Source organism: Kribbella speibonae, assembly GCF_004331375.1.
Lineage (GTDB): Bacteria > Actinomycetota > Actinomycetes > Propionibacteriales > Kribbellaceae > Kribbella > Kribbella sindirgiensis.
Map to the genome: position 1 here is coordinate 1,541,262 of NZ_SJKC01000001.1, position 21,390 is coordinate 1,562,651.

General features: G+C 68.9%; 18 protein-coding genes. 11 read left to right on the top strand and 7 right to left on the bottom strand.

Annotated features, from left to right (window positions below; genetic code table 11):
- Window positions 1-2 precede the first annotated feature (2 nt).
- From E0H92_RS07755 to E0H92_RS07780, 6 genes are all read left to right on the top strand, one after another.
- A complete protein-coding gene (locus E0H92_RS07755; protein ID WP_131495794.1) occupies window positions 3-941 on the top strand; it encodes a carbohydrate ABC transporter permease in 939 nt (312 codons plus the stop codon).
- A 10-nt stretch (window positions 942-951) separates the two neighbouring features.
- Window positions 952-1,755, top strand: a complete 804-nt coding sequence (locus E0H92_RS07760) for a carbohydrate ABC transporter permease (RefSeq protein WP_131495795.1) — start codon at window positions 952-954, stop codon at window positions 1,753-1,755.
- An 18-nt stretch (window positions 1,756-1,773) separates the two neighbouring features.
- The gene (locus tag E0H92_RS07765) at window positions 1,774-2,538 is read left to right on the top strand and encodes a ThuA domain-containing protein (protein WP_131286294.1); all 765 of its coding nucleotides are present in this window, start codon (window positions 1,774-1,776) and stop codon (window positions 2,536-2,538) included.
- The gene (locus E0H92_RS07770; protein ID WP_131495796.1) at window positions 2,531-3,622 is read left to right on the top strand and encodes a Gfo/Idh/MocA family protein; all 1,092 of its coding nucleotides are present in this window, start codon (window positions 2,531-2,533) and stop codon (window positions 3,620-3,622) included. The genes E0H92_RS07765 and E0H92_RS07770 overlap by 8 nt, the downstream gene beginning before the upstream one ends.
- Window positions 3,623-3,697: 75 nt before the next feature.
- On the top strand, window positions 3,698-5,143 hold the full coding sequence (locus tag E0H92_RS07775) for a ketol-acid reductoisomerase (RefSeq protein ID WP_131495797.1): 1,446 nt from the start codon (window positions 3,698-3,700) through the stop codon (window positions 5,141-5,143).
- 10 nt (window positions 5,144-5,153) lie between these two features.
- Window positions 5,154-6,317 carry a low temperature requirement protein A gene (locus E0H92_RS07780; protein WP_202873536.1) on the top strand — a complete coding sequence of 388 codons (1,164 nt, stop codon included), beginning with the start codon at window positions 5,154-5,156 and terminating at the stop codon, window positions 6,315-6,317.
- Here the strand turns inward: E0H92_RS07780 and murQ are convergent.
- From murQ to E0H92_RS07810, 6 genes are all read right to left on the bottom strand, one after another.
- Window positions 6,309-7,193, bottom strand: coding sequence for an N-acetylmuramic acid 6-phosphate etherase (gene murQ, locus E0H92_RS07785; protein WP_131286290.1), 885 nt, complete (start codon window positions 7,191-7,193; stop codon window positions 6,309-6,311). The genes E0H92_RS07780 and murQ overlap by 9 nt on opposite strands.
- Before the next feature lie 59 nt (window positions 7,194-7,252).
- On the bottom strand, window positions 7,253-8,140 hold the full coding sequence (locus E0H92_RS07790; RefSeq protein WP_131286289.1) for a MurR/RpiR family transcriptional regulator: 888 nt from the start codon (window positions 8,138-8,140) through the stop codon (window positions 7,253-7,255).
- Window positions 8,141-8,175: 35 nt separating this feature from the next.
- Entirely contained in the window at window positions 8,176-9,852 is a 1,677-nt protein-coding gene (locus E0H92_RS07795) for a serine hydrolase domain-containing protein (RefSeq protein ID WP_131495798.1), read from the bottom strand.
- A gap of 44 nt (window positions 9,853-9,896) precedes the next feature.
- Window positions 9,897-11,171 carry an exo-beta-N-acetylmuramidase NamZ family protein gene (locus E0H92_RS07800; RefSeq protein ID WP_131495799.1) on the bottom strand — a complete coding sequence of 425 codons (1,275 nt, stop codon included), beginning with the start codon at window positions 11,169-11,171 and terminating at the stop codon, window positions 9,897-9,899.
- Window positions 11,172-11,180: 9 nt separating this feature from the next.
- Entirely contained in the window at window positions 11,181-13,751 is a 2,571-nt protein-coding gene (locus tag E0H92_RS07805) for a glycoside hydrolase family 3 N-terminal domain-containing protein (protein ID WP_131495800.1), read from the bottom strand.
- Window positions 13,752-13,832: 81 nt separating this feature from the next.
- The gene (locus E0H92_RS07810) at window positions 13,833-14,234 is read right to left on the bottom strand and encodes a 4'-phosphopantetheinyl transferase family protein (RefSeq protein ID WP_202873537.1); all 402 of its coding nucleotides are present in this window, start codon (window positions 14,232-14,234) and stop codon (window positions 13,833-13,835) included.
- A 329-nt stretch (window positions 14,235-14,563) separates the two neighbouring features.
- On the opposite strand from E0H92_RS07810, the gene E0H92_RS07815 reads away from it, so the two are divergent.
- Window positions 14,564-15,667 (top strand): MFS transporter, encoded by a 1,104-nt coding sequence (locus tag E0H92_RS07815; RefSeq protein ID WP_238173338.1) that lies wholly within the window; start codon window positions 14,564-14,566, stop codon window positions 15,665-15,667.
- On the opposite strand, the gene coaA is transcribed toward E0H92_RS07815, so the two are convergent.
- Window positions 15,648-16,601 (bottom strand): type I pantothenate kinase, encoded by a 954-nt coding sequence (gene coaA, locus E0H92_RS07820; protein ID WP_165547049.1) that lies wholly within the window; start codon window positions 16,599-16,601, stop codon window positions 15,648-15,650. The two genes, E0H92_RS07815 and coaA, sit on opposite strands and share 20 nt — an antisense overlap.
- 153 nt (window positions 16,602-16,754) lie before the next feature.
- On the opposite strand from coaA, the gene E0H92_RS07825 reads away from it, so the two are divergent.
- Genes E0H92_RS07825 through E0H92_RS07840 form a run of 4 tightly spaced genes read left to right on the top strand, consistent with a single transcriptional unit; the run spans window position 16,755 to window position 21,375 of the window.
- Window positions 16,755-18,590, top strand: a complete 1,836-nt coding sequence (locus E0H92_RS07825) for an alpha-glucuronidase (RefSeq protein WP_131465789.1) — start codon at window positions 16,755-16,757, stop codon at window positions 18,588-18,590.
- A 32-nt stretch (window positions 18,591-18,622) separates the two neighbouring features.
- Complete coding sequence (locus E0H92_RS07830) at window positions 18,623-19,621, top strand: LacI family DNA-binding transcriptional regulator (RefSeq protein ID WP_238173339.1); 999 nt, start codon at window positions 18,623-18,625, stop codon at window positions 19,619-19,621.
- Window positions 19,622-19,630: 9 nt separating this feature from the next.
- A complete protein-coding gene (locus E0H92_RS07835) occupies window positions 19,631-19,981 on the top strand; it encodes a holo-ACP synthase (protein ID WP_130384581.1) in 351 nt (116 codons plus the stop codon).
- A 2-nt stretch (window positions 19,982-19,983) separates the two neighbouring features.
- A complete protein-coding gene (locus E0H92_RS07840; RefSeq protein WP_131495804.1) occupies window positions 19,984-21,375 on the top strand; it encodes an NAD(P)H-hydrate dehydratase in 1,392 nt (463 codons plus the stop codon).
- The last annotated feature ends 15 nt before the right edge of the window (window positions 21,376-21,390 follow it).

Here is a 21,390-nt window from a genome sequence, read left to right on the forward strand (position 1 = left end):
GGATGGTGACGCTCACACGGACGACGGTGGCCGGCCGCGAGAAGGTTCGCGGCCGGCACCACCGCGGCGAGTCCCTCACCAAGGTGCTGTTCGTGCTGCCGGCCGTGGTGGCGATGGTGGCCCTGTTCGGCTACCCGGTGGTGAAGAACCTGCTGATGAGCCTGCAGGACTACGGGCTGAAGACGTTCTTCACCGGGGCCGCGCCGTGGGTCGGGCTGAAGAACTACAGCACTGTCGTGACCGACAAGCTGTTCTCGGACGCGATGCTGAACACCGCGCTGTTCACGGTCGGGTCGATCGCCTTCCAGTTCGCGATCGGACTCGGGCTCGCACTGTTTTTCCGAAACCGTTTTCCGCTCAGCGGCCTGTTGCGTTCGCTGCTCCTGCTGCCGTGGTTGCTGCCGTTGATCGTGTCGAGTGCGACCTGGCGGTCGATCCTCGAGCAGGACAGCGGCATCCTGAACCGCACGCTGCTGAAGCTGCACCTGATCGGTGATCCGGTGCCGTGGCTGAACTCGCCGTCGGTCGCGCTGATCGCGGTGATCGGCGTGAACATCTGGATCGGCATCCCGTTCAACGTGACCCTGCTGTACTCCGGTCTCGCGGAGATCCCCGACGAGCTCTACGAGGCCGGCCAACTGGACGGCGCGACCGGGTGGCGAGCGTTCTGGTACATCACCTGGCCGAACCTGCGAGCGGTCGCGAGCGTGCTGCTGATGCTCGGCGTCGTCTACACGATCAAGGTCCTGGACATCATCCTCGGTCTCACCGGCGGCGGACCGGCCAATGCCACCCAGACGCTGGCGACCCAGTCGTACGAGAAGTCCTTCGTCGACTTCCGGTTCGGCCAGGGCGCGGCGCTGTCCAACATCCTGATCGCGATCTCGTTCGTGTTCGCGATCTTCTACCTGCGCGGCACCCGCCGTGCCGTCGACGAGTAGGGGGCAGGGCATGCTGCGACGTACGGCGTACACCGTGATCGGCGTGCTGATCCTGTGCGTGATGCTGTTCCCCGTCTACTGGATGCTGAACGCCTCGCTGCAGCCGTCCGGAAACACCCTGACGGCGGGTTTCCTGCCGTTGCATCCGACGTTTTCCGGTTACAAGCGCGCGCTCGACGAGCAGGGCGGAAACCTGGTCACGAGCATGATCATCGCGGCCGGGACGGTGGTGCTGAGCCTGGCGATCGCGACCCCGTGCGCGTACGCGTTGTCGCAGTTCCGGTCCCGCTGGGTGTCGGTCGGGCTGCTGGCGATCCTGATCTCGCAGATGATTCCGGGGATCGTGATCGCGAACGCGCTCTACACGGCGTACGAGCGGATCGGGCTGCTGAACTCGATCCCGGGGCTGATCGTCGCCAACTGCAGCAGCGGGATCCCGTTCGCGATCCTGATCCTGCGGTCGTTCATGCTCTCGCTGCCGCCGTCGCTGGTGGAGGCGGCGCGGGTGGACGGCGCCGGGCTGTTCCGGGCGTTCGTCGCGATCGTGCTGCCGATCAGCAAGAACTCGCTGATCACCGCCGGACTGTTCAGTTTCCTGTTTTCCTGGAGCGATTTCCTGTTCGCACTGACGCTGACCACGAAGGGCGGCGTCCGGCCGGTGACGCTGGGGATCTACCAGTACCTCGGCACGCAGGTGCAGAACTGGAACGCGGTGATGGCCACCGCGGTCCTCTCGGCTGTCCCGGCCATCGTGCTGCTGATCGCCGCACAGAAGTACATCGCCGCCGGTGCCATCGGCGGAGCCGTCAAATAACCCTTAAGGACAAGAACAATGAACGTACTCGTCTGGGGCGAGAACCGGCACGAGCAGGTGGAACCGCATGTCCGGGAGATCTATCCCGACGGCATGCACGAGACCATCGCCGCCGGGATCCGCGAGAACCTCGAGGCGACGGTCACCACGACCACCCTCGACGAGCCCGAGCACGGCCTGACCGAGGAGGTGCTGGCGGACACCGACGTGCTGGTCTGGTGGGGCCACGCCGCGCACGGTGAGGTCGAGGACAAGGTCGTCGACCGCGTGTACCAGCACGTGCTGGCCGGGATGGGCCTGGTCGTGCTGCACTCCGGTCACTGGTCGAAGATCTTCGGCAAGCTGATGGGCACGACCTGCACCCTGCGCTGGCGTAGCGAACGGGACCGCGAACTGGTCTGGACGGTCGCGCCGACGCACCCGATCGCGCAGGGCGTCCCGCACCCGATCGTGATCGAGCAGCAGGAGATGTACGGCGAGTACTTCGACATCCCGGTCCCGGACGAACTGGTGTTCGTGTCGTCGTTCTCGGGCGGCGAGGTGTTCCGCTCGGGCTGCACGTTCCGCCGCGGGCACGGGAAGATCTTCTACTTCTCGCCGGGCGACCAGGACTACCCGGTCTATCACCACAAGGACGTGCGTAAGGTGATCGCGAACGGCGTCGCCTGGGCCCGTTCCGACCGGCCCGAGCGCGCGGTGCCGACGCTGCTGCGCTACGAGACCGGCGACTTCTTCAACGGACATGGGTACACCGGACCCATCGAGGAGCCTGCCGATGCCTGAACCCTTGCGCCTGCTGCAGGTCGGCGCCGGCGGGATGGGGCGCGCCTGGCTGCGCACCATCGCGGCCAACCCCGAGGTCCAACTGGTGGGCCTGGTCGACCTCGACCTGGACACCGCCCGGACTGCGGCCGACGAACACGGCTACACCGACCTGCCCGTGGCGGCCTCGATCGGGGAACTTGCTGCCGAGTTCGACGCAGTGATCGACGTGACTGTGCCGGTGGCGCATCCGAAAGTCAGCGTGGAAGCGTTGCTGAGCGGCGTCCCGGTGTTGTGCGAGAAACCGTTGGCCGAGACGGTCCGCGAGTGCCTGCAGATGGTGGCGGCTTCGGAGGTCAGCGGGAAGCTGCTGATGGTCTCGCAGTCGCGCCGCTACTTCCGTGCGGTGAACGCCTTCCAGCGTCAGCTTGCCGAGCTCGGCCCGATCGGGACGCTGTCGTGCGAGTTCTACAAGGCCCCGCACTTCAGCGGGTTCCGGGAGCGGATGGCCGAGCCGCTGCTGGTCGACATGGCGATCCACCAGTTCGACCTGTCCCGCAAGCTGCTCGGCTCGGAGCCGGTGTCGGTGTACTGCGACTCGTACAACCCGCCCTGGAGCTGGTTCGACGGCAACGCGGCCGCGTCCGCGATCTTCACGTACGCCGACGGCAGCCGCTTCACCTTCACCGGGAGCTGGTGCGCGCCGGGTCTCGAGACGTCGTGGAACGGCCGCTGGCGGGCGAGCACTTCGGGCGGTACGGCGACATGGGACGGCGACAACGCCCCGGTCGCCGCGTTGGCCTCCGGTGAGGCACTCCCCGCGGTGATGGCCGACGAGCCGGAGGAGATCGCCGGTTCGCTGGTCGAGTTCGTCGACGCGGTCCGTACGTCGGCGACGCCGCAGTCCGAGGTCCACTCCAACGTCGTCAGCCTCGCGATGGTCGAGGCCGCCGTACGATCCGCCGACACCGGTGCTCCCGTCCGGATCGCCGACGTCATCACCGACGCCTACACCGAAGCGCTGGCCACCACCCAGGACCCGGCCCTCCAAGCCGCCCTCAAGGCCTGGCCCAACCCTCTGAAAGCCGTCGGCCTGGAAGCCTGATCTTTCAGTTCCTGCAACGGGGCGGTGCGGACATTGCGCTTGCTGCAATGACCGTGCCGCCCGTTGACTTGAGGCATGAAGAGTTCGGTGTTTCGGGTTGAGCGGATGGATGTTCCGGGCGGGTCCGAGGACATCGTGCGCGGCGGGCGGGACCTGTTCGGTCTGCTGCCCGCGGCGTTGCACGGTGTGAAGCGGATCGGCGTACTGGGTTGGGGCCCGCAGGGGCGGGCGCAGGCGTTGAACCTGCGCGACTCGCTCGACGGCACCGGGATCACCGTGTCGGTGGGGTTGCGTCCGGGGTCCCGATCCGTCGAGGACGCCCGTGCGCACGGGTTCAGCGAGGACGACGGGACGCTGGGGGACTGGCTCGAGGTCGCCGCGGGCGCGGACCTGGTGATCCTGCTGATCGCGGACGCGGCCTTGGCCGCGCAGCACGAGGAGATCTTCGCGGTCCTGAAGCCCGGCGCGACCATTGGTCTGTCCCACGGTTTCCTGCTGGGCCACCTGACCTCGATCGGCAGCGCCTTCCCCGCCGGGCATCCGGTGATCGCGGTGTGCCCGAAGGGCATGGGGGACTCGGTACGGCGGCTGTACCAGCAGGGCGCGACCGTCAACGGGGCCGGGATCAACGCGAGTATCGCCGTGCACGCGGATCCGGACGGGCACGCGTGGGATCGGGCGCTCGCGTGGTCGATCGGGCTCGGGTCGCCGTACACGTTCGCGACCACGTTGCGGTCCGAGTACCTGTCCGACATCGCCGGCGAACGGGCGATCCTGCTCGGCGCGGTGCACGGTCTGGTGGAGGCGCTGTACCGGCATTTCCGGATCGAGGGTGCGGACCCGGTGACGGCGTACGAGCGGTCCACCGAGACGATCACCGGGCCGATCGCGCGAACCATCTCGAACGACGGTCTCGCGGCGGTGCGGGCGGCGAGCGGGGACGAGGACCTCTTCGACCGGGCGTACTCCGCGGCGTACGGCCCGGCGCGTGACCTGGTCGCCGAGGTGTACGACGAGGTTGCCGACGGCACCGAACTGCGCAGCGTGATCCTGGCCGAACGCCGGCTCGCCACCAGTCCGATGACCGAGATCGGCGGCAGCCCGATGTGGTCGCACAGCGCCGCTGTCCACGCCCGCCGCGATACTTCGCCGGCTGCCATCGATCCACTGACCGCGGGGCTGTTCGTGGCGACGATGACGGCGCAGGTCGACGAGTTCGCGGCCCGCGGGCACGCGTGGTCCGAGATCGTCAACGAGTCGATCATCGAGGCCGTCGACTCGCTGCTCCCGTACATGCACGCCCGCGACGTCGCCTACATGGTCGACAACTGCTCCCGCACCGCCCGCCTCGGCACCCGCCGCTGGGGCCCGCGCTTCCAGGCGGCGTACGAACAGATCGCCCTCCCGCACCTCACCCACCCCGCCGACCAGACCCTGATCAAGGGCTTCCTGGCCAACCCGGCCCACGAAGCCCTCGCTGCGGCCGCACGTCTGCGTCCTTCGGTGGACATCTCCGTCTAATCTGTGCGCCATGACGCCATCAACGACGCGGTCCCGGCTGGTTCCGATGCGGCCGCGGGATCCGCACGAGCCCGGCCGGACCGCGTCGTCGCTGGAGTTGTTCTTCGATCTGGTGTTCGTGGTCGCGGTGAGTGTCGCCGCGGCGCAGCTGCATCACGCGCTGTCCGAGAAGCACATCGCCGAGGGCCTGATGTCCTACGGGATGGTGTTCTTCGCGATCTGGTGGGCGTGGATGAACTTCACCTGGTTCGCCACGTCCTTCGCGACCGACGACTGGCTGTACCGGGTGCTCACGATCGTGCAGATGAGCGGCGTCCTGGTGCTCGCCGCCGGGATCGAGTCGGTCTACGCCGACCGCGACTTCACCGTCGTCGTGTTCGGGTACGTCGTGATGCGGGTCGCGATGATCGCCCAATGGCTGCGGGCGTCCCACGCCGCCGGAGAGAGCCGGCGAGCGACCCTGCGGTACGCCGGCGGGATCGCGATCGTGCAGGTCTTGTGGCTGACCACGCTGGTGATGCCCGAGAAGCTGGTGGTCGTCGCCTGGTTCGTGTTCGTGCTCGCCGAGCTGGCTGTACCGGTGGTGGCGGAGCGGCGCTGGACGACGCCTTGGCACCCGCACCACATCACCGAGCGGTACGGCCTGTTCACGCTGATCCTGCTCGGCGAGAGCCTGCTCGCGTCGGCGAACGCGATCTTCGAGGCCGTCCACGAACACGAGGACCTCGGCAAGCTGATCGCGCTCTCGGTGCTCACGCTGGTGGTCACCGCCGCGCTCTGGTGGATCTACTTCTGGCCGCCGCACCACACTGCGATCTCGTCGTTCGCCCGCTCGATCCGCTACGGGTACGTGCACTACTTCGTGTTCGCCGCGGCCGGCGCGTTCTCGGCCGGGATCGAGGTGGAGATCGACAGCATCACCCACCACACCGAGCTGAGTGAGCTCGCGGCGTCCTACACGGTGACGATCCCGATCGCGATCTTCGTCCTCGGCATCTGGTGGATCGCCCTGCGCGACAACGCCGACCGCGTGGTCAACCTCGTCGTACCCGTGGGCGCGGTCCTCGTGCTGCTGGATCCGCTGATCCCGGTGCCGTTCGCCCTGACGGCGCTCTTCATGGCGCTGATCGTGGTGACGCTGGTCCTGCGGCCGCCGGTGGAGCGGTCAGCCTAGTTCGGCGAGGGCGGTCGCTACGCGGCCGTGCGCGGCTTCGAGGGCGGCGCGGGCGGCCGGGATCGGCGTACCGGTCAGGAGGTGGACGAGGGCGGGCTTGAGCTCGCCGTCGGCCTCGGCCAGAGCGGCCTCGCAGGCGGCCTCTTCGGCGCCGGTGGCCTCGGCGAGGATGCGGAGCATCCGGCCGCGGAGCTTCTTGTTGGTGGCGACCAGGTCGACCATCAGGTTGGACCAGGTGCGGCCGAGCTTGATCATCAGCGTCGTCGAGAACGCGTTCAGGATCATCTTCTGCGCAGTGCCGGCCTTCAGCCGCGTCGAGCCGGCGATCACCTCGGGGCCGGTGTCCGCGGCGACCACGACATCGGCCAGCGGCGCCAGCGGGGCGTCCGGGTTGGACGTGACCAGCACGGTGGTCGCCCCGGCCGCGCGGGCGGCCTTCAGGGCGCCGGCGACGTACGGCGTGCTCCCGGAAGCAGCGAGGCCGACGACGAGGTCCTGACCGGTGACGGCGGCCGCGTCCCGGGCGCCGCCTTCCTCGGAGTCCTCGACGTTCTCGACCGCGCGGAGCAGCGCCTCGGTGCCGCCGGCATGATGGGCGACCACCAGTCCGTCCGGGACGTGGAACGTGGGGAGGAGTTCGGCGGCGTCCAGGGTCGCGAGGCGTCCCGACGTACCGGCGCCGAAGTAGTGCACCCGGCCGCCGCCACGGACCGCCTCGACGGCAGCGTCCACAGCCTTGGTCAGCTCCGGGATCACCGCGCTGACCGCCCCGGCGACCAGGGCGTCCTCGTTGTTCAGCAGTTGGAGGATTTCGGACGTGCCCACCGCATCGATGGCCAGCGTCCTCGGGTTGCGCTGCTCGGTCGGTGAGGTCACGGGATCGATGTTAGTTTTCTACTGAAGGATTTTCAATTCCGTTGAATCTTGACAGGCTGCTACTCCGACCCCTTCAGCCGGTGCCCGCGGACCGCCGAGGCGGTTTCCTCCAGCGCTTTCCGCGCGTCCGGCAGCACCTGCTGCGCGACCCCGATGAACAGGCAGTCGATCACGGTCAGCTGCGCGATCCGGCTGGCCATCGCACCCGAGCGGTACGTCGTCTCGCGCGCGGCCGTGGTGAGGACCAAGTCCGCGGTCCGGGCCAGCGGGGAGCGCGGGAAGTTCGTCACCGCGACCGTGGTGGCGCCGTGCTTGGCCGCCTCTTCGAGCGCCTCGACGACCTCGACCGTGGTGCCGGTGTGCGAGATGCCGATCGCGACATCGCCCTCGCCGAGCAGTGCGGCACTCGTCAGCGCGATGTGCACGTCCGACCAGGCGAACGCGACCCGGCGGATCCGGTGCAGCTTCTGCTGCAGGTCGAGGGCCACGAACGCGCTCGCGGCGAAACCGTAGAGGTCGACCCGGGGAGCGTTCACCACCGCGTCGACGACCTTTGCCAGGGTGTCCACGTCGACCTGCTGCGCGGTCTCGCGGACCGCCCGCTCGTCGGCGAACGCGACCTTGCTGACCACGTCGGCCAATGAGTCGCCCGGCTCGATGTCCCCGCCGACCTCCGGCCGGATACTCTCCTGCGCCGACTGGGCCGCCAGTTGCAGACGGAGCTGCGGATAGCCGGGGACGCCGATCTGCTTGCAGAACCGGATGACCGTGGTCTCCGAGGTGGACGCCACCTCGGCCAGTTCGGAGATCGTCATCGCCGCCACTCCGCCCGGATCCGCGAGGACCGCGTTCGCCACCCGCTGCTCGGCCGGCGCCAGCGCGGGCATCACCGCGCGGACCCGGACCAGCAGCGGCCCCGTGGGTTCTGGAGAGGTTGTCGAATTCATAACAGCACGGTACGGCGACGAACCACGAGATGGGGTCACCGACGCGAAAGTCTCCAACCTGTTGCGGTAAATGATTCAGGCGTTCGTTCACCGTCGAGAAGAAGACCAGCCTCGCTCGTGATCTTCACACCGTCGACGTACACGCCGCGGCCCTGGTACAGCGGGTCGGACGTGTAGCGCCACCGAACGGTCTGCTCGCCGCTGCCCAGCTCTGCGGTCACCTGGTGCCAGTGCCGGTCGCCGGAACCGCTGATCGAGCCGTCGGTGTCGATCACGGAACCCCGGTCGCGCACCGAGAACGGAACCTTCGTCCAGGTCGTTCCGTCCGCGGAGGTCTCGAGATACAGCAGATCGGAGACTTCCGTGTCGACGAACAGGTCGAACGCGAGCTTCGCGCCCCCGGCCGGTACGGCGACCTTCGCGTCGAGCGTGCTGGTCGCGTTGTCCGTCGTACCGGAGAACCAGGCGTCCTTCCCGTGCCGTGGGCCGACGCCGAGGGCGAGCGCGAGGCCCTGGGCGACCGCGCGGCGGGCCGGGTTGTTGCTGCCCCAGTTGCGGCTCGGGTGCACGCGGTTGCTGAGCAGGATCGCGAACGAGCGGGAGTCGAAGTCGATCACGAGCGACGTCCCGGTGTAGCCGGTGTGGCCGGCCGTGCGCGGTCCGGACAGGCCGCCCATGTACCAGCGCTGGTTCAGCTCGAAGCCGAGGCCGTGGTCGTTGCCGGGGAAGCCCTGGTTGAAGTTCGTGATCATCGCGGTCACCGAGGATTCCTTGAGGATCCGGGCGCCGCGGTAGCTCCCGCCGTTCAGGAACGTCTGCGCGAGCACGGCCATGTCGTCGGCCGTGCTGAAGACGCCCGCGTGGCCGGCGACACCGCCGAGGGACCAGGCGTTCTCGTCGTGCACCTCGCCCCAGACCATGCCGCGCGGCGGCGAGGCCTGGTACTCCGTGGCGGCGATCCGCTGCTTCTTCTTCGGGTCCGGGTTGTAGCCGGTGTCGCGCATCTGCAGCGGTTTCGTGATCCCATCGGCGACCAGTTTGTCCAGCGTTTTCCCGGTCACCCGATGGGCGAGCTCACCGAGCGCGATCAGGTTCAGATCGCTGTAGAGATAGGTGCTTCCCGGCGGGTTGATGAGCTTCGCCGTCAGCGCCATGTGCAGCCGGGAGGCCGGGTCCGGCTGGGCGCTCCACAGCGGGAGCCAGGACGGAAATCCACTCGTGTGCGTGAGTGCTTGCCGGACCGTGACGGTTTCCTTGCCGTTTTCCGCGAACTCCGGGATGTAGGTCGCGATCGGCGCGTCCAGGTCGACCTTGCCCTTCTCGACCAGCTGCAGCACGACGATCGACGTGAACAGCTTGGACACCGAGGCCATGTCGAAGATCGTGTCGGTGCGCATCGGAATCTGCTGGTCCGGCGGCAGCTCGGTGCCCTGCCCGTCGGCGTACTTCAGCGCCAGGCCGGTGGCCGTCCGGGTGACGATCTTGCCGTCGTGGCCGAGCAGCGTGACGGCGCCGGCGTACAACGGTTTCGTCGTACCGCTCGGCTGGGTCCAGGCGGCGACCTGGGCCAGCGCGGCGTCGATCGGCGCGGGGTCCAGGCCGGCCTTCGCCGGGGTCGCGTCGCGCAGCAGCGTGGTCTTCGGCGCGTAGCCGTCGTACGGCCGGTCGAACCGGCCAGAGTTGTTGCTGCCAGCAACAGCAGGGGAAGCCATCGTGAGTATCACCGCAGAAATCGTCGTGACCGCAGCCCACCGTTTCACCGGTGTGCTCCCTTGTAGAGAAGGTACTTCGCCCGCCGGGCCGTCCAGGCCTCCGTCTCGGGCTTCCAGGCTGCCACGATCTGCTCGGCGGTCGCATCCGCCAAAAGCATGGTCCGGAACCGATCGGACCCGGTGAGCAGGTCGATCCACCGGCCGGGTGGGGTCTCCGCCCGCCAGGTGAACTCGGGGTAGAGCTTACGGGCCTCGACGATCATGTGCGTCGCCGCGGTGATCGCCTCGACCCGGTGCGGATCGGTGATCTGCACCTGGACTCCGCCGCACAGCACGTTCGCGTTCTTGCTGATCGTCGGCGTGAAGTACGCCTCGCGGAACGCGACGCCCGGAATGTTCTTGGTCTGCAGGGCCTGCGCCCACTTGTAGTCGACGTACGGCGCGCCGATCAGCTCGAACGGTCGCGTCGTACCGCGGCCTTCGGACATGTTGGTCGCCTCGAACAGGCACAGGCCCGGGTACAGCAGCGCGGTGTCCGGGGTGGGCATGTTCGGGCTCGGCATCACCCAGGTGAGACCGGTGTCGTCGTACAGCTGGTCGCGCTTCCAGTTCTTCGCCTCGATGACCTCGAGTTCCTTGAGCCGGCCGCCGTTCGGCTCCAGCGGCAGGTACTCGGCGTTGAACATCCGGGCCAGCTCGCCGACGGTCATCCCGTGCTGCTGGATGATCTCCTTCTTTCCCACGCCTGAGGTGTAGCCGGGTTTCAGCATCGGTCCGCGGGCGTACCCGCCGACCGGGTTCGGGCGGTCCAGTACGACGAACCGCGCGCCGGTCCGGACCGCGGCGAGCATCGCCTCGAACATCGTCCAGATGTAGGTGTAGAACCGGGCGCCGACGTCCTGGATGTCGAAGACCACGGTTTCCACGCCGGACTGGGTGTAGAGCTTCACCAGCTTGTCCGCGTTCGCGCCGTACGCGTCGTACACCATGATCCCGGTCCGCGGATCGACGTGGTCGCCCTCCGAACCGCCGGCCTGCGCGCTGCCGCGGAAACCGTGTTCTGGACCGAACACCGCGACGATGTTCACCTTGCCGGACGCGTGCATGGTGTCCACGACGTGGGTGAAGTCGGGAAGGATCCCGGTCGGGTTGCTGATCACGCCGACCTTCTGGCCGGACAGCGCGCGCCAGCCGTCCTTCGCGAGCACCTCGGCGCCGGTCATCACCTTGCGGCTGGACACGGCCTGCGCGGCGGGTGCGTCGATGAGCGGGGCGGCGGCGACTGCACCGGCGCCGGCGAGCAAACTGCGTCGCTTCATGAGGTCTCCTCAGGAACGGAACGAGAGGTCGGCGATCATCGGACGGTGGTCACTGGCGGCCTCGGCGACCGGGACCTCGGCGGGTACTTCGGCGCGTCGCACGGTCAGGCCCCTGCCGACTGTGACGAAGTCGATCCGCTTGCTCGCGGCGACCGCCGGGTAGGTGTTCGGCCCGCCAACGTTTTCCGCGGCCGCCGGCCACGAGTCTGTCAGCCGCGTCCAGAGCCCGGCGAGCTCCGGCGCGCCGGCCTCGGCGTTGAAGTCACCGACCAGGATCTGCAGATCCTGCCGCCGGTCCTGGGCGAGGATCTTCATGGTGTCGGCGACCTGCATCGTCCGTACGGTCGGATCGCCGCGGTAGTCCAGATGGGTGGAGTAGACGTGCACCCGCCGCCCGCGGACATCGACCTCTACCTCGAGGAACCCCGGCGCCGGAGCGGGTGCCGGGTTCGGGTCCTGCGTCGACAGCCGCGTGATCGGGTGGTTCTGCGTCCGCACCAACGGGAAGCGGGACAGCACGCCCACACCGTACTGACGCCGCGGCTGACCGGCGGCCGGCGGGTCGAGGTCGTAGATCGGCGCGAACGCCGGGTACATTCCGAGCTTTCCGGCCAGTTCCGCGATCGTGTCCAGCCACTGGCTGCGGTCGCCCCAGTGCACGTCGACTTCCTGCAATCCGACGATGTCCGCGTCCAGGGCCTTGATCGCCCGCGCGGTCCGGTCGAGGTCGAAAACGTTGTCCTCGCCGGCCCCGGCATGAATGTTGTACGAGGCAACGGTCAGCCGGGTCGCCCGCGGATCGAACGAGAGCCCGTGGCCGAACGGGTGCAGGACCGGCGCCGGGTCCGGGCTGTTCGGGTCCGGCTTCGCGGGGATCTCCACCGGCAGCTTGCCCGTCGGCGCGATCTCGCCGTACAGCACCTTGGCGAGTGCTTCCATCGACACCACGGTGCTTCCGTACGTGACCAGCGTGGTCGCCGGGGCGTCGAAGTACGCGACGTCGTACGGGTCGCGGACCGGGACGACGATCACCGGGCGGCCGGACGCAAGCAGGCCGTTGACGAGCTTCTGCTGCTTGGCCAGTTTGTCGGTGACCTCGGTGTCCCAGGCCTTGTTGGTCAGCACGATGGTCAGGTCCGCGGCGGCCGAGGCCGCCAGGGCGTCGGCGATCTTCGCGTCGGTCGGCGTACTGCCGGTGTCCTTCACGGTGGTCGTCGCGCCGCGCTTCTGCAGGGCGGTCGCCAGGTTGGTGGGGCTGTACCCGGTGACGACGATCTTGCGCGGCGCGGGGGAGAGCGGGAGTAGGTCGGCGTCGTTGCGCAGGAGCGTCGTACTGCGGTCCGCGATGCGCTGGGCCTCGGCGTAGTTGGCCGGCGTACCCACGACCTTGGCGATGCGCGACAGGTCGACGTACGGGCGGTCGACGAGTCCGCCCTCGTGCTTGAGCGCGAGGATGCGCGTGACGCTCTCGTCGATGCGGGCCTCCGAGATGCGACCGCTCCGGACGGCGTCGAGGACCGAGTTGTACGCGAGTCCCGGATCGACCGGCATCAGCAGCTGGTCGACACCCGCCTCGATCGCCCGGAGCGGGATCTCCGCGTCGCCGTACTTGTCCCGGACGCCCTTCATCCCCAGCGAGTCGGTGATCACCACGCCGTCGAACCGCAACTGCTCCCGCAGGATCCCGGTCAGGATCGGCCGGCTCAACGTCGCCGGGTCGCCGGACGGGTCGAGGGACTTCACGACGATGTGCGCGGTCATGATCGACTTGATGCCGGCCCGGATCGCGGCCTGGAACGGCGGCAGATCGATCTCGGTCCACTCCTCGCGGGTGTGGTGGATCTCCGGGATCCCGACGTGGCTGTCGGTCTCGGTGTCGCCGTGGCCCGGGAAGTGCTTCGCGGTCGACACGATCCGGCCGTCGCGCTGGTAGCCCTTGACCTGCGCGGCGACGATCTCCGCGGCGAGCGCCGGGTCGGAGGACGCCGAGCGGACGCCGATCACCGGGTTCAGCGGGTTCACGTTGACGTCGGCGTCCGGCGCGAAGTCGGTGGTGATGCCGAGTGCCTTCAGTTCGCGACCGGCGATCGCGCCCGCCGCGCGCGCGAAGTTCGCCGAGCGGGTCGCGCCGAGCGCCATACCACCGGGGAACTGGGTCGCGGGCGGTCCGACCCGGACCACCGAGCCGTACTCCTGGTCGGTGCTGATCTGCAGCGGGATGCCGGTGTTCGTCAGCGATGCCTTTTGCAGGCCGTTCGACAGGCCGGCGATCTGCTGCGGGTCCTTCGTCGAGTCGGTCCACGTGAAGTAGATGACGCCGCCGAGGTTGAACTTGGCCACCACCTCGGCCGGCGTCGCCACGCCGTACAGGCTGGTGTTGCGGGCGTCGGCGGTGTCGGCCGCCGGGCCGTACGCATACAAGACGAACAGCTGGCCGACCTTCTGCTCCAGCGTCATCCGGCGCAGCGTGTCGCGAACCCAGCGATCGGTGTGCGCACTTGCGGTCGTGGTGGCGGCGACCGTCGACCCGGCGACGGTAGCCGCCGCGAGTCCGAGGGTCTGGCGTCGGGTCAGTTCCATCGGTGTCACCAACTCAGTCCAGGCGGGCAGGGGCGAACGCCAAAGTAATTGAATTACAGATACTCCCCCGCGACGCGAAAGTTACCCACGCACACACGCCGGGTCAAGAGTCGGTGACACCCCGACGCCAACCGGCGCCGCCACCGCGAGCACAGCCCCCGCACACGCCACATACGTCACCTGGAGCCCAGGCGCGGACTCCACCACCCCACCCCCTACCGGCACCACCCGCCGAAGCCCCGCCCCCCGCAACCCAATCCCCAGCGCCTTACCCACCGCTTCCTTGGCCGTCCACAGCCGCAGAAAGGCCCCCAGTTGATCCACCTCCCCCGCCATCCACTCCAATTCCCCCGCCCCGAACCACCGCTCAGCCAACCCCCAGAAGTCCCGCGGCTCCCGCTCCTCGAGGTCGACGCCGACCGGCCCGTCGTACGACGCGGCAACGGCGATCCGGCGCCGGCTGTAGGAGATGCTGACCGCCACCCCATCGACCTGCGGTCGACCATGTTCGTCGTGGCTCAGCGACGGCCGGCCGACGAAGCCACCCGCGAGCTCAAGTAAAAGGCTGTGGGCTTCCGACCTGGGCTCACGCCCGGCAGGCGCCACCCGAACCTGCACGGAACCTCCCACCCGGAGACGGTAACCCGTGCTCCGCGTGCGTTTGGATTGTCGACAAAGTGATGTGGCAACTGGTCCTCTCTGGGGGTGGCGAACTGGATCTGTAGGGCGTACCGGTATCGATCTACGTTCTTGGTATGGCTACCGCGTGCGAGGTTCCCGTTGTCAGTGTCCCGCTGTTGGGTGGGCGGTTTGTGCGGTTGTTGGTGGTGGTGTTTGGGTCGGGGTTGAGCATGTACTTGTTGACTTCGGTGGTGCCGTTGTACTTGGCGGCTCATGGGGCGGGGGGTGTGGGGGCGGGGCTTTCTACTGCGGCGATGATGTTTGCGGCGGTGGGGGTTGAGTTGGTGGTGCCGCGGATGTTGGTGCGGTGGGGGTACCAGGTGGTGCTCGGGGTTGGGCTTGTGTTGTTGGGGGCGCCTTCGTTGGTGTTGTTGGCTTCGGCTTCGTTGCCGGTGGTGCTCGGCGTGTGCATCGTGCGGGGGGCGGGGCTGGCGATTCTGGTGGTGGGGGCGGTTGCGTTGGTGGCTGAGTTGACGCCGGCGGCGCGGCGGGGTGAGGCGCTGGGGGTGTACGGCGTGGCGGTTGGGGTGCCTGCGGTGATTGGGCTGCCGTTGGGGGTTTACCTGATCGACGTGATCGGGTTCGGTGCGCTGTTCGTGCTGGCGGCTGTTGCTTCGCTCGCCGGGTTGGTCATGTTGGTTGGGTTGCCGGCGCGGATTGCGGTGGAAGAGCAGCATGTGAAGGTGTTGGGCGGCGTACGGCGGAGTGGGTTGTTGATGCCGACGCTGGTGTTCGCTGCGGTGACGGTGGCGGCTGGGATCAGCGTGACGTTTCTGCCGCTGGCGGTTGCGGGGGACAGGCAGGCGATCGTCGCGACAGCCCTTCTGGTGCAGGCGATTGCGGCTCCGGCGGCGCGGTGGCTGGCCGGGCGGTACGCCGATCGTGTGGGGCCTGCGAAGCTGCTCGCGCCGGCGCTCGCGCTCGCGGCTGTTGGTGCCGGGTCGCTCATCTTCCTGCCGAGTGCGGTCGCGATCCTGATCGGTTCCGTGTGTTTCGGGGCGGGCTTCGGTGCGGCGCAGAACCTCACGCTGGCGCTGATGTACAACCGCGTCGACCGGTCGCGGTTCGGGCAGGTCAGTGCGCTCTGGAACCTTGCGTACGACGGCGGTTGGGGACTCGGCGCACTGGCCTTCGGTGCGATCGTCGGCGGCACCGGCTACCCGGTGGCGTTCGCGCTGACCGCCGCGGTCGTCGCGCTCGCCGTCGTACCTGCGGTCAGAGCTTCCGTAGCCTGACCCAGCGGACGGCGTGGTCGGCGCCCTTGCGGAGGACGAGGGTGGCGCGGGAGCGGGTGGGGAGGATGTTCTCGCGCAGGTTCGGGCCGTTGATGCCGTCCCAGAGCGACTCGGCCTTCTTGATCGCTTCCTCGCGGCTCAGTTCGCCGTACCGGACGAAGTACGACTCGGGGTTGCGGAAGGCTGTTTCCCAGAGTTTGAGGAAGCGGGCCACGTACCAGGAGCGGACGTCGTCGGCGGCCGCGTCGACGTACACCGAGAAGTCGAAGAAGTCGCTGACTGCGAGGCCGCTCTTGCCGTCCGCGTGCCGGGGTGCGGGCTGCAGGACGTTCAGGCCCTCGAGCAGCAGGATGTCGGGCTGCTCGACCGTCGTTCGTACGCCCTCCATGCGGTCGTAGTGCAGGTGCGAGTAGACCGGCGCCTCGACCGTGTCGATCCCGGACTTCACCTCGACCACGAACCGCAGCAGAGCCTTGCGGTCGTACGACTCCGGGAAGCCCTTGCGCTGCATCAGGTTGCGGCGCTCGAGTTCGGCGTTCGGCCAGAGGAACCCGTCGGTGGTGACGAGCGCGACCCGCGGGTGCTCGGGCCAGCGGGCCAGCAGTTCGCGCAGCAGTCGCGCGGTCGTCGATTTGCCGACGGCAACCGATCCGCCGATCCCGATCACGAACGGGGTCCGGGTCTCGGCCGGCTTGCCGAGGAAACTCTCGGTGTCGGCGTGCAGCGCGCGGGCGTGCCGGACGTAGAGCGAGAGGATCCGCGACAGCGGCAGGTAAACCTCGCGGACCTCGTCCATGTCGATCTCGTCCCCGAGACCGCGCAACCGCTCGACCTCGTCCGCCGTCAGCGGGGAGACGGTCGTCTCGGCCAGTTGCGCCCAGGTGGCCCGGTCGAGCTCGGTGTAGGGAGTCACCTCCCGCGACGGCTGCAGCATGTGGCCCATTCTTCCCATCGGCGCCGGATGCACCCACATCGGGACAGCGTGGCCTTGGTCTCAGAGTGTCCCCAGAGTGTCTCAGCTACGGTACGGTCTCGAAACTTTCGGTCACGCCGTCGTGACCGTCTGGTGTGTAAGCATCGACTCTCGATGACCGACTCCGCCTGGTTGGGAACGCAGCGCTTGCCCGAGGTGACGGTGCACGCGTCCGGGGTGCTCGCGCAGACGATCCGCGCGGAAATCCGGCAGACGCGCCGTTTCCGCACCGATGTCCAGATCGCCGTCTGCACGCTGACCCGGGTCCGTGAGACCGCTCTGTGGCAGGAGGTCGAGGCCGCCGTACCCGAGCACGGGCTGGGCGTCGAGGGGTTCGTGGTGGTGCGACGGGGCAACGATCTGGTCGTCGCGGCCGAGGGCGGGCACGGGTTGCTGTACGGGTACTTCTACGTGCTGCGGTACTTCGAGTGGATGAGCGGCGACTTCACCGTCGTCGAGCAGCCCGCCGTACCGATCCGGATGCTGGACCACTGGGACGAGTTGTCCGGTGCGGTACGGCGCGGATACTCGGGCGAATCGCTGTTTTTCCGCGACGGCGCGGTGGTGCCCGACCTCAGCCGGGTCCGGGCGTACGCGCGGTTGCTGGCGTCGATCGGGATCAACGCCGTCGCACTCGCCACCGCCGAACTGCCCGATGTGGCGCGGTTGGCCGGCGTTTTCCGCGAGTACGGGATCGCCGTCAGTCTCGCGGTCGACTTCATCGACGACCCCCGCGACGAGCGGGTCGCGCGCTGGTGGGCCGCCACGATCGCCCGGGTGTACGACGTCGTACCGGATCTCGGCGGGCTCGTGGTGCGGTCCGCGCGGGACCCCGAGGGCGCGAACCTGCTGGCGCGGGCGGTGGCGCCGTACGGCGGAACGGTTTTCTGGCGATGTTCCGGCGCGGAACTCGAGCAGGACTGGCGGGACCGGCGGGCGGATCGGGCGCGGGCGGCGTACGACGCGTTCATCCCGCTGGACGGGCGGTTCGAGGAAAACGTTGTCTTGCAGGTCAAACACGGACCGCTGGACTTCCAGGTCCGGGAGCCGGTCTCGCCACTGCTCGGGGAATTCCAGGAAACCGTTTTCGGTGTCGAGTTGCAGGTCACGCAGGAGTACTCCGGCCAGCAGCAGGACCTCTGCTACCTGGGGCCCTGGTGGCGGGAGATCCTGCAGTTCGACACGACCGGTGGCGGCGGCGTGACCGTTGCCGACCGCATCGGTGCGATCGTTGCCGTGTCCAACGTCGGTGACGACGCGAACTGGACCGGGCACAAGCTTGCGCAGAGCAACCTCTACGCGTTCGGTCGGCTGGCATGGGACCCGGCCGCGGATCCGGTCAGCCTGCTGCACGAGTGGGCGGCCGCGACGTTCGCGATGGACGACCGGACCCGGGGCGAGCTGGTGACCATCCTGTCCGGTTCGTGGCAGACGTACGAGCGGTACACCGCACCCCTCGGCGTCGGGTTCATGGTCACGCCGGGGACGCATTACGGGCCGAGTGTGAACGGGTACGAGTTCTCGGGCGCCGGGACGTACCACTTCGCGGATCGGTACGGCGTAGGCGTGGACAGGACCGTAAAGACGGGCTCGGGATTCACCGGGCAGTACCCGGAACCGCTCGCGAGTCTGTACGAGGACGTGTACACCTGCCCCGACGAGCTGCTGCTGTTCTTCCACCACGTGCCCTACGACCACGTGCTGCAGAGCGGGAGCACTGTGCTGCAACACATCTATGACACGCACTTCCAGGGGTACGCCGAGGTCGAGGCGATGGTCGCCCGCTGGCAGGTGATCGCCGAGCGCTTCGAGCCGGCCATCCGCGAGAACATCACCACCCGCTTCGAGACCCAGCTGTCGAACGCCCGCGAATGGCGCGACCAGGTCAACACGTCCTTCTACCGACTCTCCGGCGTACCGGACACCCACGGCCGCACGATCCATATGTAATCTGGTTCGAAAGTTTCGGATCGGGAGGCGTCGTGGCCGAGCGGCCGACCATTGCGAAAATTGCGGAGCAGGCCGGGGTGTCGGTGCCGACCGTCTCCAAGGTGCTGAACGGGCGCGCGGACGTGGCGGCGGCCACCCGGGCGCGGATCGAGAGCCTGATCCAGGAGCACGGCTACCGGCGGCGGAGCTCGAGTACGGCGGCCGGGCCGATGATCGACCTGGTGTTCAACCAGCTCGGCGGCGAGTGGGCGATGGAGCTGATCCGCGGCGTCGAGGAGGTCGTCCGGGCCGAGGGCGTCGAGCTGGTGCTGTCCGAGTGCGGCGGCGCGCTCCGGCCGCGGCAGGAGTGGATCGAGTCGGTGCTGAACCGGCGGCCGCTCGGCGTGATCATGGTGTTCTCGGACCTGGACGCCGACCAGCGCGCGCAGCTGGAGGCGCGGCGGATCCCGTTCGTGGTCGTCGATCCGGTCGGCGACGTGGGGGACGACGTACCGTCGATCGGCTCCGCCAACTGGAACGGCGGCCGGCTGGCGACGACCCACCTGCGGACGCTCGGTCACACCCGGATCGGGATGATCGGCGGTCCGATCGAGACGCTGTGCTCGCGGCAACGCGTCGACGGGTACACCGATGCGCTGCGCTCGACCGGCGCCGACGTCGATCCGGACCTGATCCGGTGGGCCGATTTCGAGGTCGCCGGCGCCCATCGTGAGGCGCTCGTGCTGCTCCGCGCCGCCGACCGGCCCACCGCGATCTTCGCCGGGAGCGACATGCAGGCGCTGGGCGTCTATCAGGCCGCCCGTGAACTCGGGCTCGAGGTGCCGCGGGACCTGTCGGTGGTCGGGTACGACGATCTCCCCGTCGCGCAATGGGTGACGCCGACGCTCACCACAGTGCACCAGCCCCTGCACCAGATGGCCGAGCTGGCGACCCGCGTCGTACTCGACCTCTCCCGGGGCCGCACCCCCACCGCCCTCCGGCTCGACCTAGCGGTCGACCTGCGAATCCGCCAGTCCACGGCGCCCCGCTAGGGTGGCTGCATGATCGTCGGCGTGGGTATCGATGTGGTCGACGTGGATCGGTTCATGCGGACGCTGGAACGTACGCCGGGGTTGCGGGATCGGGTGTTCACGGCCGTGGAGGCGGTGAAGCCGCCGGCCTCGCTGGCGGCACGGTTCGCGGCCAAGGAGGCGTTGGCGAAGGCGCTCGGGGCGCCCGCGGGAATGCACTGGCACGACGCCGAGGTGCAGACCGACGAGACCGGGCGGCCGTGGCTGGAGATCACCGGCACGGTCGCGGCGCAGGCGGCGAAACTCGGCGTCCAGAGCCTGCATCTGTCGTTGAGCCACGACGCCGGGATCGCCTCCGCCGTGGTCGTCCTGGAGGGCTGAGCATGCGGCACGCGCACACCGTCGAGCAGGTCCGGGCGGCCGAGGCCGAGCTGATGGCGAAGCTGCCCGAGGGCACGCTCATGCAGCGGGCGGCGACCGGACTGGCGGTTGCCATCAGCAACTTCCTCGGCGGTACGTACGGCGCTCGCGTCGTCCTCCTGATCGGCTCCGGCGACAACGGCGGCGACGCCCTGTACGCCGGCGCGAACCTGGCGCGGCGCGGCGCTCAGGTCACCGCAGTGCTGCTGTCGGACAAGGCGCACGCAGGCGGGCTCGAAGCGTTGAAGGTCGCGGGCGGACGCTTCGGGTCGACCGACGACATCCCGATCGCCGACGTCGTGGTGGACGGGATTGTCGGGATCGGTGGGCGGCCGGGGCTTCGGCCTGACGCGCTTGCGGCGGTGCAGGTTGCCGAGCGGTACGGCGTACCGATCGTGGCTGTTGATACGCCGTCCGGTGTCGACGTGGACACCGGCGCGACGCCCGAGCCGCATGTGAACGCCGCGCTCACCGTCACGTTCGGCACCCACAAGATCTGCCACTTCGTCGACCCCGCCGCCACCGCCTGCGGCCCGGTCCACCTCGTCGACATCGGACTCGACCTCCCACCCGCGGAAGCGCAGGCGCTTCAAGCCGCGGACATCAGAGCGCTCTATCCCGTCCCGCACGGCGAGTCCGACAAGTACTCGCGCGGCGTACTCGGCCTGATGGTCGGCTCCACCCAGTACCCAGGTGCAGCGGTGATCGCCACCGCCGGCGCCCTCGCGGGACCCGTCGGCATGGTCCGGTACGTCGGCCCGGACGCGGTGGCGAGCGCCGTCCGCGAGGCTCACCCGGAAGTCGTCGGCGACGGCCAGGTGCAGGCGTGGACGATCGGCTCCGGACTCGGCGACGAGCTCGACATCCCGCGGATCCGCGACCTGCTCGACGCCGAGGAACCCGTTGTCCTCGACGCGGACGGTCTGAAGGCGCTCGACGACTCCGGCGACCACGTCGACGTACTGATCACCCCGCATGCCGGCGAGCTCTCGCGTCTGCTCGGCGTCGATCGCGCGACCGTTGAGGCCGAACGGCTGAAGTACGCGCGGCTCGCGGCCGAGACCTTCGACGTGACGGTCCTGCTCAAAGGCGCTACGACCGTGATCGCGAGCCCGGACTGTGAGGTTCGGATCAACACGAACGCCACGCCCTGGCTGGCGACGGCGGGCGCCGGCGACGTCCTCGCCGGCCTCTGCGGCGCCCTCCTCGCCGGCGGCCTGACACCCCTCGACGCGGCGAGCGCCGGCGCGTACCTCCACGCCGCCGCAGCCAACCTCGCCTCCGCCGGCGGCCCCACCACCGCCATCACCGTCGCCCAAGCCCTCCCCGAAGCCACCCGCCGCCTCCTGAACTGAACCGACCAGGACGCG